Origin of the sequence: Variovorax sp. SPNA7, from assembly GCF_033807855.1 — a bacterium.
Classification (GTDB): Bacteria; Pseudomonadota; Gammaproteobacteria; order Burkholderiales; family Burkholderiaceae_C; genus Variovorax; species Variovorax beijingensis.
Genome location: NZ_CP138513.1, coordinates 2,185,553 through 2,197,587, shown reverse-complemented (window position 1 = coordinate 2,197,587; position 12,035 = coordinate 2,185,553). Strand labels below are relative to the sequence as shown.

Below are 12,035 nucleotides of genomic sequence, written 5' to 3'. Positions count from 1 at the left end.
CATTGAAATCCGTTCTTGTCGTTTGCATCGGCAACATCTGCCGAAGCCCGATGGCGCACATCCTGCTGGCCGATGCGCTGCCGGAGATCACCGTGTCGTCAGCCGGCACGGGTGCGTTGATAGGCCACCCCGCGGACCCCATCGCGCAAGAGTTGATGGCCGCGCGCGGGCTTGACCTGAGCGCCCACCGCGCGCGCCAGATCACCCAGCAGATGTGCGTTCAGGCCGACCTGATCCTCACCATGGACGACGGGCAGCGCCGCCACATCGAAAACAACTACCCACTGGCACGCGGCAGGGTCTTTCGCCTTGCCGAAACCGCCAAGCTGAATATCCCTGACCCCTACCGCATGGGCCAGGAAGCCTTCGAGCACGCACTTCAACTCATCGACGCCGGCGTCAAGACATGGGCCGAACGGATTCGGCAATTCAAATGAACACTCCTGCTGTGAACACTTCCAATGCTGCGCGCGCCGGTCAGCCTGCTGCGTCCGTGACCGCAAATACAGACGATGATGAGATCCACCTGTCGGAATACATCGACATCCTGCTCGACAACAAGTGGCTCGTCGCGACAGTCACCGCGCTGACGCTGGCAATTGGCGTGGCATATGTACTGCTGTCGACTCCGATCTATCAGTCGAACCTACTGATCCAGGTCGAGGATTCAGCCACGGATGCCAAAGGTTTCCTGGGCGAGGCCTCCAACCTCTTCGACGTGAAGACGCCCGCCACCGGCGAGATCCAGGTCATCCGCTCGCGCATGGTGCTCGGTGCTGCTGTCGACCAGACGCGCTTCTACATCGACGCCAAGCCTCGCTACCTGCCGGTATTCGGCACTTGGCTGGCACGTCGGGCTGATGGCCTTTCAGAGCCAGGCCTCTTCGGCATCGGAGGTTACGTCAACGGCAAGGAACGCATAGGCATCACCCGCTTCGACGTACCGGTGGATCTTGAAGACGAAGAGCCCTTCCTGGTCAAGGCCCAAGGCAACGGGGCCTATACGCTTAGTCACCCGATGTTGGATCAGCCCTTGACCGGCGTCGTAGGCCAGCCACTGCACCGCGCGCTTGAGGATAGCACTATCGACCTGCTCATCGACAAACTCGAAGGAAAGCCGGGCGCCGAATTCGTTGTCTCGCGCTCTTCGCAGCTACGCACCATCGAGGATCTACAAAAGCGCATGCTGCTCGCCGAACAGGGCAAGCAATCGAACGTAATCAGCGTTGCGCTGGAAGATAGCGACCGTGACCGGCTCTCCGGCATCCTCAATGCCATTGGCGATCAATATGTGCAGCAGAACGTGGAGCGCAAGGCGGCCGAGGCTCAAAAGACGCTGCTCTTCTTGGACGAGCAGTTGCCTGAATTCAAGCGCCAGCTCGAAGCTTCCGAAGACGCATATACGCGTTTTCGCAACAAGAATGGCACTGTGGCTTTCGACGAAGAAGCCAAGGGCGTACTGGCCCAAACCATCGAGCTTCAGACCAAGCTCCTCGAATCTCAGCAGAAGCGCCGGGAGCTGGCTGCACGCTTTACGGACGCTAATTCACGTGTCAAGACCATCGATGGTCAGATTGCCGCTATCGAGAAAGAACTCGGCGGTCTCAATATGCGCGTGAGCCGCATGCCCACAATGCAGCAAGATGCGCTACGCCTCGAACGTGACGTGCGCGTGAACAGTGGTCTTTACCAGTCGCTGCAGAATAACGCGCTGCAACTACGCCTAGTAAAGGAAGGCAAGACCGGCAACGTGCGCCTGCTCGACAAAGCAGTCAAGCCCAAGCAACCAGTCAAGCCACAAAAGCCGCTGATCCTTGCACTGACGCTGGCTCTAGGCTTGCTCGCCGGGGTGGTGCTGGCCTTCGTGCGTAGCCGCTTCTTTACCGGTGTTCAGGATCCGCAGGAAATCGAAGCCCATACCGGCCTGTCAGTCTATTCAGTCGTGCCTTTCACGGACGAACAAACAGTGCTCGACCAGAGTGTTGCCGCCGGAGCCAAGGGCATCCAACTGCTGGCGGTGACTCATCCTGAGAGTCCCCCTATTGAGGCGTTGCGCAGTCTACGGATCGCGCTGCAATTCGCCACTCTGGAGGCAGGCAATAACCGCGTACTCATTACCGGGGCAACGCCGGGCATCGGTAAGAGTTTTGTTTCGGGCAACTTTGCGGCCATCATGGCTCAAGCCGGGAAGCGGGTGCTGCTGATCGATGCCGACATGCGCAAGGGGCACCTGAACAAGCAATTCGGCCTACCGCGCGACGGTGGCCTGTCGGAGTTGCTTGCCGGCGAGCTTTCGGCAGAACAGGCCATTCGCGCCCATGTGCTGCCCAATCTCGACGTGCTAACCACCGGAAAGCTGCCGACCAATCCCGCTGACATGCTGATGTCAGAGAGCTTCGTGCGAATGCTCGACATGGTTTCTGTGCAGTACGAACTGGTCGTCATCGACACGCCACCGGTGCTAGTGGCCGCCGATACAGCTGCAGTTGCGCCTTACATGGGTGCTGTGTTGTTGGTGGCCCGCGCAGACCAAACCCAGCTCGGTGAACTGAATGAAAGCGCTAAGCGCTTGGCACGGGCAGGCAAAACAGTCAGTGGCGTCATCTTCAATGGCATCGATCTAACTCGCCGCCACTACGGAAGCCATGGCTATCGATATGGAGGCTATCGCTACACGGAATATAAATACGAGGCCTAATCTGTCCCCGAGTCGCCTCGAATAACTAGGATCTTAAAGCCGTCCCCTTGTCCGGTTCGTCGATGTACACGCTATTAGCGGTTACGGCTTCATCTCATGCGAGGCGGTAGTCCCACCAGTTGTCTACCGGCAATTACGGGGAGCGGCTGCATTTCGGGCGTCGCTCGCCAGACGTCTGCGGAAATCAAGAAGGTGATGTTCTGCAGTCTGCAATCGAGGATTGCCTGCAGTCTTCCAGAACGAGCACGTTCTGGAGATACACCCCACCTTCAACCACTACGACATCGCACGCGACAAAGGTCCCGCGATCCAGTGTGCACCCCCTGCATAACAATCGACAGAGGTCCGTGAAGATGGCAGTTTCGAAACTGTTTGTCCTTGACCTTCATCATCCCAGGGAGAAAGAAGTCGCCTAAGTCGAGCCGCTCATACTCGTGTTGCGGAGCGAGAATGTTGCCCTTAGAGGTGCTCGCTTTAAGCGCCATCAGGTTGGCCCTCGTGAGTTGGCCCCGCGCCATTGCGTAGGCCAAGTAGGACAACGTCAAAAGCAACACAGTAAGGAGCCCAACTGCGCCCAGTGCCACGGGCCCGTAGGGCTCAAGCCAAGCGGAGACGGCGGCCAAGTAGGTCATGAGGCCGCCGCCGGAAACGGCGGCCAGAACCTGGGGCCAGTGGTCGATGACCCTTTCTGCCAGCTTGCCGAAGATCTAGGTGCCCGCCCCGACGAGGGGATTTACTTTTTGAGTTGCCATGCTTGCTGCGATAGAGAGAGCGCAAGCATAGTGCCGCGGGGCAGCAGTTTCCCCATCGGCCTTTCGCCATTGCGCTCTGAGCGTTGAAAAACGGTATGCGTCCGCCCAACACATATTGAATCCGCTATACGGCTGAGCCTGCATGGTGTCCACCAGACCCATGAACTGACCTCAATGTCCCGCCAGAGTGGCGTGGGCACCGAGAACTCCCACCACCTATCGAATGCCAGCCGAAGGCAGAGCGTTAATGCTTTCTCTCAATTCGACGCGCTTCTTTTTGCTGTAGTAACCAAAGAAGAAAATCGATATCGACATAGCTTTGTACGCCATGTGCATGTCGATAAACAACATATTGACCGCAAGCGCTGCAGCCACTAACTTGCAGACATTGTCCGCCTTTGCCGATCTGATCAAGAACAATGCAAAAATCGCAAATCCCAAAATACCCGTTTCCGACAACAAGCGCAGCCAGCCGCCATCTAAAGCGTTTCCAAAAACCCCCATGCCAACACCCCATAGCATGTTAGCCGGATTCAACAGCCACATCTTGAATGCGTATATCCATTTAAGACCTCGCATGCTCCAGCTCGCATCAATTTCATCCCCATGAGAAAGCTGACCCAGTGTTGACCATTGCGGAGGCACCTCGGATACTTGGAGATTCGAAAACGACTCCGTGAATATCTCGATATTCTGATCATTTGCAAGATTCTCCGAGCGCGTAGCCACACCACTATCTTGAATAAATAGAAAAACAAGAAGCAAAGCGGGGACAAAGGCAATCATTCGCTTTCCGGCCTTTATCACATCGCCAGACATGAAAAAATAATAGAGCAAAATCGCAAACTGAGCCATTAAGGACATCCGCGAGCCGTTTGCCAGAATAAGAAATGTCGAAATACCAAAGGTCAAGTATCTAATTTTATTATTCTTAGCCTTAATCAGGTAGTAGCTACTTGCAAGATTAAGAACCATTCCAAGCTCCCAAGGCCCTCCCGTTAAGCCGATTACTCGCTCCGAAACATCAGACCTATACCCATACACGGTAAACCCACCTAGCAACCCGATCAACTGTAAAAATGCGACGACAACGTTCCCCCAAAACAGAAACTTTACGAGCGTCTTTAGTTCATTCCTCCCAGAAAAATACATCCACCCCATGTAGAAAAACAAAAAATACTCCATCATCCGGAGTGGGAAAAGCACAGATCCTCGATCAAAAAACAAGGCGTTAAATCCGGTGCCAATCGTGATAATCGCCAAAAAAATGAAAAAAGCTCTCTCTGCAGGAGTGATGCTAAGTTTTTTTGCCAAAACGACGTGAGCAGCGTAAATCATCGCAAAGGCCGCTATAAAAATATCGTCTATGCGGATGCCCGCATTGAAATTATCCACTTCCACCAAATTAATTTTTGGCAGGCAAAAAATACCGATCAACAACACTCGCCAAATATTAATCATTGGAAAAGCAATGAAGTTTATGTTTCATGACGCTCAATTAACTCACAAAAAGGTGATTCATTTTCTCACACAAGCGTACGCGCCGGAACGGGATATGCGTTTGAACGTCACCGCAATAAGTTGTGATCTCTAAACTTCAGACTCGGGCGCGATAATAGTGCAAGATAAAAGCTTGCAAAAAGAGGCCCGCGAGTTCAGCCAAAATCTCCCCAGCAATTGCCCCGGGCGCCCCCAAAAATCTGGAGAAAGACAATATAGAAAAAATCCCCACCACGGCTGCCAATATGTTCGCTGCGGCTATCCATGTCCCCTTATTTTCAGCCACAAGAGAAAGTCCATATCCACGAGATATGCAGATCAAGAATAACAAAAAGCTGGAGAAAAAAGCATTTAATCGAGGAATCTCAACTGTGTGGGAGAAGACATACCCTCCGAATACAGACGCCAAGAGAAAAAAACAAATCGCCGCAACCATCCCCAACGAGAAATTGTAACCTAAGGATTTCCGGCTTCTAAGCACGATTTCACTCGAATCAGCTGACCCTATCCAACTCTGCAATCGGCTTGGCACGCCCCCCAAAATGCTTAATGCCATGCGCATCAACCTTTCAACCGCCGCAAACGATGCGACGGATTGAGGACTTGTGAGAGAGACGAGCGTAATTGGCAGGGAGGTATAAACAACACTAATGGATCGCCCCAAGGTTATGGGCAATTGCGCTTTAATCTCGACAAAGCCGCCTCTAAAATCAGAAAGCCGAGGCCAGAGTGGTTGCATCGCAAATCTAGATGATGCCACCAAGGTGAAAATAATCGCCACAAATAAAGCGCCGCCGTAAATCTCCAGCGGTGCGCCAAGATAGATCGCCACCCCAGCTATCGAAAGAAGAGCCAGTCGCGGTACACCTTCAGCCCAAATGATTGAAAATGGCCTATTACACCCAACAAAATACCATGAAGAACTAAGAGCTCCCGCACTGATGGCCGCCGCAAGCAAAGCGGCTGCGGCCCTGTGCTCCGTCACCAAATTAAATGAAATTACCGCCGATAACGGCGAGAATATTGCCACAGCAGACATCTTGGAAGCGAGAGCCGCCATATAGACCTCTCCTCGCGAAGAAATATCTAAGCGCGCCACGCGCTGTGGCCCCAATACGCTCCACCCTAATTCCGCCATCGAAGCGGCGGCCATACCAACTGATTGCGCAATAGCAACTGCGGCCCAGCCGCCGGCACCGTAGGTGAATGTTAGCGCGGGGATAACGATTAATGGGCTGATGGCATTTAGCGCTGGAATCAAGAAAAAAGGGCCAAGCGAAAATAGTCTCTGTAGTTTTTTCATTCGAAATTTCACTAACTACTGCGCCTGTCACAGCCCTTGGATGAAATTTCCAAAATTTCCGTCGTTAGGGTGTTTGCAACTTCAGAGATAGATTTTCCAAATTTCAAGTGAAAATTGGGATCGAAGCCCCGAGTCTTGCTATTTCGACTAAGCAAAATGGCTTTCAATATTTGCGACGCCAAGGCTTCCGCGTTTGGCTCAGCGACGAGCAAACAAGGATGAAGACCCCCACGCGTATCGCCAAGCTCGTTCACTACGGCATAACATCCGCAGGTAACCGCATCCAGCGGGGGATGTGAAGGATGAGGACTGTGCTGCAGCGAAAACACTACATCTGATTTACCGAGAATCTCAAAGTAGGCATCCCAAGACAGCTTTCCTTTTGAAACGAGAACGTGTTCGGATGAGAATTTAATGTCCGGATGCTTCTCGCCCGCAGATACGAAATGGGCCTTGAAGCCATTTTTCTCCAGCTCGGCAGCCACGAGGTGCAAGGCAGCAGTACCAATTGCGTAAAGATTGCGAGGTTTGCTGGGGCGTGCGTAAAAGAAAATAACAGGATCGTCGGAACGCACCCGTTGCTCTGCGGCTTTTTTAAGCCGAAGCATATCTATGCTGGGGGCAAACACGTGGTGAGAATCAACGATCAACCCCTCATTTTTTTCTAGGTATATCTGCAAGGGTGATGAGTTAACAATAGGCCTGAAATTCGCATGGTACGTCGACCTGGCCAACGCAAAATCGGTCGACCACGGGTGAAATCCGGGCTCGTAATCTTGAATTAAATACGTAACTCTGTTTGAGCTTAGCACCCCTAAGCGGACAGCAACATCAATTGCGTGCGCTGTCGTCCAGTGCGTAGCTATCCACTCGTCATTTTTGCTCACCTTCGTTAAGGAAAGCTTTGACGCGTGAATCAATATGGTGGGCTTCTCGCGCGTTCGGTCGAACTCTTTTTCGAGATAAAGAATCAGTTCTTCGTTATCTCTAAAATTGGACTTTTTGAGGGTTATTATTCTCAACGGTCTTTTCAGACCATTTCCAATCTTCACCGAAAATTCTATTGCCGTTTTTATGCCGGCAAAAATATTATTCTTGTCCAGTTCTGGCAGAACTACATTTAGATATGCCTCCTCGTTTTCGTCAACCAAAACTGCTGCAACTGAAAGACTCGCGCTATGCAGATGAGCATACGCATTCGAATTTTTTATATGCGCAGCAGTCTTCGCATATTTTTTCTGAAGTGACTTTCGCTCCATGCTGTACCAAACTTTCTTTAGTACGCTAGCGAGGAGTGGTGGTATTAGTTTTTGAGCTTCCATGCTTGCACAACGATATTCCGATGTATGAAGAAGCACATCGGATTTTAATTCACAATTACTCTCAAGTGATCACACCGCCCTTAGAAGCTTCGTGCAAAGAGCTAGCGGTGATGCCAGCACGATGTCGCCCATGCGGGACATCGACTCCATAGATTCAAAGAAAAATTAACGTTACCAAACAGGGACTTCAAGCTAATCCGACCTCACGTCAAAACGCATATCGGGCAATGACATTATCGCAAGATAAATTACCTAAAGTCGCTTCTTCAGTTGATTCAGTTGCTTCACACTACCCTTAGGCAATCGACAAATTAGCTTCCACAAAAAACCATGGACTGCGCCGAGCTTCGGCATGTTGGGCAAAAGAAAATCCCTGGCGGATGGTGAGTCGCCCAACAAGAGGTATGAATTGACAATTTTTGCGACCATCCGCCTATTAGATTTCTCGTGCAACGCAAATCGATCCGAGTATTTTTCGTAAATTCGAATCAATGCAATGTTTCGAGCCTTGTCGTTCGCAGAAATGGCATCTGCGAGGGTTAGCGAATCGAGAAGCGGCACTTTCACTGAGAGAAACTCGGAGATCTCGGAAATTCGCAAAAACAGATCCCAATCCTGAAATCTGGGCAGCTTTTCATCAAAACATCCAACTCTTCTCAAGATATTCGCATCAACGAGGGCGGAGGGAGTATCAATAAAATTCCCATTCAACAGCACGTCGGATAGATTCCCATCATGGAATTCCGCAGGTACGGACTTCCATCCACTTCGCTGCTGCTTACGGAAGCCCGAATAGATGACCCCGACATTACTTCCGCGGGATTGCTCCATGAGCGCCAACTGCTCCGACAACTTGTTCTTATACCAATACGTATCGCTGTCGATAAATGCGATGTATTGTCCAGAAGCCAATTCAATGCCTCTATTTCTCGACGCCGCGGCCCCGATATTTTTATGATTTTTCAAGTACTTAACGCGTGCATCTTCGATGCCTTTTATCGAATCCTCGGTGGCATCCGTGGAGCAATCATCAACGATGATCAGTTCTAACCCGCAAGGCGTGTCTTGCTCCAGCACACTTTTTATTGCGGGCATCAAGTAATCTGCTCGATTGTATGTCGGCATAATTACGCTAATCAAAGCAGCACTCATAAATATCACTTAAAGTTTGTATGGAATTATCTTCTCGGGTGACGACTTGAAATGAGCGTCTTAACCATCAGCAGCGAATCATAGTTCGCTACGCCGAAAAATCCCCCTATCACTTTTTTTACGAATACCCTAAGTACGAAAAAAGAAGGGTAATATCTGAGTTGCAACGCTATATCGCAACTTCGCTCCAACCGTCTGAATTTGGAGGACTCCCCCGCGAGGGTATCCAGCCTGGAAAGGGAGTGCAATATTTGTCCACCATAGGAAATTTTTACTGCTTGCCGCCGTCTAATTGTTCTCAATCGATAGAAGAACGTGGCATCTACTCCGTAGAACACAAAATTTTCGTCAAACACCTGACCGTAAATTTTCAGGAATTTTTCCCGCAAGGAGGCGCTAATGCACAGGCCGGATGAGATCGCAAACACATTCGAGTCTTCTGACTTATCTTCGCAGCGGTCGACATCTAGTGGCCGTGATCCTATCCGAGGACTTTCTTGTCGTCCGTTGCAGATTGCACGCGGAATCAACAGATCGAAGCCCGCTTCAGTTTGAATAGCCGTTGCGTAGCTTTGTTCGACCACACTATCGTCATCGAAGATGACAAAGCGGTCGTAGCTCATTGACAGAAACTCGTTGTATATGTCGCTAAGTGGCCTGTTCTCCACCGTTTCAAAAAACTTGATTGCAATTTCTTGTGCATCGGGCAACAGGTTTCCGGACTCAATTTCAAGCTTTTCAGGGCCATTATTCCAAACAACCAGCTCGATGTTACGGCAATTTGCTTTCAGCGCGCTATTCAAGCTTGATATGGTCTTGGATTCGCTGGGAAGCTTGCCATACAAAAGAACTAAGATCCCGATCTTGCCGACATACATTGTTGCGTTACCAGCAAGCATAGTGCTCTGCGATTGGCAGATTTTCCGTGCGTAGTAAACAGCCTGCATCAGGCTTTTGCTGCCCGTCCGACCCCATAATAAGTCCAGCCAGCAGCTGTCAATTTATTTGGATCGTATTGGTTTCGCCCATCAAAGACAACTTTTTCCTTCATCAGTCTTTCCAATACCTTGAAGTCTGGCCTGCGAAACGGCTTCCACTCGGTGACCAGCACCAATCCGTCGGCATCAATAGCAGTTTCGTACTGGGCCTCCACAAACTCAAGGGCACCATTTTCTAAATACTGAGGATCAAATTCGCCACGAGCATTTTCTATTGCAACCGGGTCATGGGCCTTGACTTTTGCGCCCGCAGCGATAAGGGCTTTGATGAGGGTCTTGCTGGGCGCCTCACGCATATCATCGGTTCCCGGTTTGAATGCCAACCCCCAAACAGCAATCGTCTTTCCCGCAAGAGAGCTTCCGAAATGATGCTGGATCTTTTGAAAAAGCACTTGCTTCTGTTCATTATTGCGATCGTCTACCGCCTGCAGCAATTTGGGATCGAACCCAGCTTTATTTGCCATGCCGATGAGTGCTTTGACGTCTTTAGGAAAGCACGATCCACCGTAGCCTGCGCCAGGGTAGATGAAGTGAAATCCGATACGGTGGTCACTACCAATTCCCAGCCGTACGTTCTCAATATCTACGTCCAAACGTTCAGCTAAGTTGGCTACTTCATTCATGAATGAAATTTTCGTCGCCAACATGGCGTTAGCCGCGTACTTGGTCAGTTCTGCATCGCGGACACCCATATATACGATGCGCGGATGGTTGCGGACGAAAGGCGCATAGAGCTCCGCCAAGACTGACTTACCTCGCTCGCTGTCGGCTCCGATGACTATTCGATCGGGACTCATGAAATCATCGACGGCTACGCCCTCCTTGAGAAATTCCGGATTCGAGACGACGTCGAAGTCCACTTGGACGTTTCTCGCAGATAACTCTTCCTGGATAGTTGCTCTGACCTTGTCGGCAGTTCCCACGGGGACTGTCGACTTGTCGACTATCACTGCATAACGCTCTAGGTGTTGACCGATCTCTTTAGCAACGTTCAAGACGTATTGAAGATCCGCTGAGCCATCTTCTGCCGGAGGCGTACCTACGGCAATAAAGCACAGATTGGATGTCTTCATTGCTTCGGGCAAGGACGTGGTAAATCGAAGCCTACCGGCCTTGTAGTTTTCCTCGACCATCTGGCCTAGACCAGGTTCGTGGATTGGCAAGATGCCTTGCTTAAGGTTGTCGATCTTCTTTTGGTCAACATCTACGCAAATGACGGCATTGCCCATTTCGGCAAAACATGCTCCGGTGACCAGCCCCACGTATCCCGTGCCAACAACGCAAATATCCATGCCTAACCCCAAGTAAAACAACAAACCAAAAATGCAAAAAAGACTTGATCACCTACCGATCAAGTCCTTGAATCCGATTACCGAAGAAGACCCATTGCCGCAACACTGCTGAGAAAAATCCTATCGGTAAATCTTCGACGTCCGTATTTCATCATGCAGAGGCAGAACTTTAATCTTCGCCAAAAACCATCTTTCTCTTCAAGAAGTTTACTCATCAAGCGAAGAGAATGGTCCTGTCTTGCCATCAAGTCGCATGCAATGAGGGCAAGTCGAATTTGCTTTGTATACCACCCAGAAGTGATGAGCTTCATTCTCTTTTTTAGCCCCTGCAGGCCTCTCGCGCCAATTTCATTGCCGCCGTGCTGCCGATATTCCATGTGAGGGGTCTGATCAAAAAACCATTTACCCCCACTAGATCGCACGATAAGGTAGGTCAACCAATCATGGTAGTGAAATTGACTCAGTACCTCGAAGTTGGCGCGCAGCTGCTTTTGTACATTCCGAAAATTTTCGCCCGGAAGAACAAAAGTACAACCTTGCCCTGCTCCTTCAAAAATAAAATCTATCGCCCTGGTCTGCGGGGACTGAGTCAATAGCTTCTGTCTTCCATCTGCCCAGAAAGCATTCACTGCGCAGGAATACCCATCGGCCTTTTCCTGGGTCAGCCAAGCTACTCCTTGGCTTAGTTTATCTTTATGCCAGATATCATCCTGATCACTGAACGCTACATAGTTAACGTCCTCCAGCTCAGCCGAGAGGATTAGCTGGTAAAAATTCCCAGCTGCCGATGCAGTGGGAAAATCTGAGTGAATAATGCGGATTCGAGCATCGGATTCTGCTTTCTTTTCCAAAAGCTCCAAGGTCGAATCGGATGATCCATCATCCCGCACATTGAGCGTTACATCGACGCCCTGCTGATTTAATACGGATTCAAGCTGCTCTTCGAGCCAAGGGCTGCCATTATAGGTTGCCATCAGCACCAAGACGCGTGGCGTCATTTTCATCTCTTTCGTTTCCA

9 protein-coding genes are annotated in these 12,035 nt (G+C 50.6%); 2 read left to right on the top strand and 7 right to left on the bottom strand.

Annotation, left to right across the window (positions count from 1 at the left end; translation table 11 throughout):
• Positions 1-50: 50 nt before the first annotated feature.
• Positions 51-437, top strand: coding sequence for a low molecular weight protein-tyrosine-phosphatase (locus tag RZE77_RS10210; protein WP_319441722.1), 387 nt, complete (start codon positions 51-53; stop codon positions 435-437).
• Complete coding sequence (locus RZE77_RS10205) at positions 434-2,698, top strand: polysaccharide biosynthesis tyrosine autokinase (protein WP_319441721.1); 2,265 nt, start codon at positions 434-436, stop codon at positions 2,696-2,698. The genes RZE77_RS10210 and RZE77_RS10205 overlap by 4 nt, the downstream gene beginning before the upstream one ends.
• Positions 2,699-3,666: 968 nt before the next feature.
• Here the strand turns inward: RZE77_RS10205 and RZE77_RS10200 are convergent.
• The 7 genes from RZE77_RS10200 to RZE77_RS10170 all read right to left on the bottom strand — a co-directional run bounded on the left by RZE77_RS10200 (position 3,667) and on the right by RZE77_RS10170 (position 12,015).
• Positions 3,667-4,911, bottom strand: a complete 1,245-nt coding sequence (locus RZE77_RS10200) for a hypothetical protein (RefSeq protein WP_319441720.1) — start codon at positions 4,909-4,911, stop codon at positions 3,667-3,669.
• A gap of 136 nt (positions 4,912-5,047) precedes the next feature.
• Complete coding sequence (locus tag RZE77_RS10195; RefSeq protein ID WP_319441719.1) at positions 5,048-6,253, bottom strand: polysaccharide biosynthesis protein; 1,206 nt, start codon at positions 6,251-6,253, stop codon at positions 5,048-5,050.
• Between the two features lie 11 nt (positions 6,254-6,264).
• The gene (locus tag RZE77_RS10190) at positions 6,265-7,575 is read right to left on the bottom strand and encodes a rhamnosyltransferase WsaF family glycosyltransferase (protein WP_319441718.1); all 1,311 of its coding nucleotides are present in this window, start codon (positions 7,573-7,575) and stop codon (positions 6,265-6,267) included.
• 252 nt (positions 7,576-7,827) lie between these two features.
• Positions 7,828-8,727 carry a glycosyltransferase family 2 protein gene (locus RZE77_RS10185; RefSeq protein ID WP_319441717.1) on the bottom strand — a complete coding sequence of 300 codons (900 nt, stop codon included), beginning with the start codon at positions 8,725-8,727 and terminating at the stop codon, positions 7,828-7,830.
• 26 nt (positions 8,728-8,753) lie between these two features.
• Complete coding sequence (locus RZE77_RS10180) at positions 8,754-9,674, bottom strand: glycosyltransferase family protein (protein ID WP_319441716.1); 921 nt, start codon at positions 9,672-9,674, stop codon at positions 8,754-8,756.
• Positions 9,674-11,017: a UDP-glucose dehydrogenase family protein gene (locus RZE77_RS10175; protein ID WP_319441715.1), complete on the bottom strand. Its 1,344-nt coding sequence runs from the start codon at positions 11,015-11,017 to the stop codon at positions 9,674-9,676. The genes RZE77_RS10180 and RZE77_RS10175 overlap by 1 nt, the downstream gene beginning before the upstream one ends.
• A 77-nt stretch (positions 11,018-11,094) precedes the next feature.
• Entirely contained in the window at positions 11,095-12,015 is a 921-nt protein-coding gene (locus RZE77_RS10170) for a glycosyltransferase (RefSeq protein ID WP_319441714.1), read from the bottom strand.
• Positions 12,016-12,035: the final 20 nt, after the last annotated feature.

Excerpts from the sequence above, each read along its gene's own strand:
- RZE77_RS10210 (WP_319441722.1), top strand. The coding sequence starts at position 51 with ATGGCGCACATCCTGCTGGCCGATGCGCTGCCGGAGATCACCGTGTCG.
- RZE77_RS10205 (WP_319441721.1), top strand. The coding sequence starts at position 434 with ATGAACACTCCTGCTGTGAACACTTCCAATGCTGCGCGCGCCGGTCAG.
- RZE77_RS10200 (WP_319441720.1), bottom strand. The coding sequence starts at position 4,911 with ATGATTAATATTTGGCGAGTGTTGTTGATCGGTATTTTTTGCCTGCCA.
- RZE77_RS10195 (WP_319441719.1), bottom strand. The coding sequence starts at position 6,253 with ATGAAAAAACTACAGAGACTATTTTCGCTTGGCCCTTTTTTCTTGATT.
- RZE77_RS10190 (WP_319441718.1), bottom strand. The coding sequence starts at position 7,575 with ATGGAAGCTCAAAAACTAATACCACCACTCCTCGCTAGCGTACTAAAG.
- RZE77_RS10185 (WP_319441717.1), bottom strand. The coding sequence starts at position 8,727 with ATGAGTGCTGCTTTGATTAGCGTAATTATGCCGACATACAATCGAGCA.
- RZE77_RS10180 (WP_319441716.1), bottom strand. The coding sequence starts at position 9,674 with ATGCAGGCTGTTTACTACGCACGGAAAATCTGCCAATCGCAGAGCACT.
- RZE77_RS10175 (WP_319441715.1), bottom strand. The coding sequence starts at position 11,017 with ATGGATATTTGCGTTGTTGGCACGGGATACGTGGGGCTGGTCACCGGA.
- RZE77_RS10170 (WP_319441714.1), bottom strand. The coding sequence starts at position 12,015 with ATGACGCCACGCGTCTTGGTGCTGATGGCAACCTATAATGGCAGCCCT.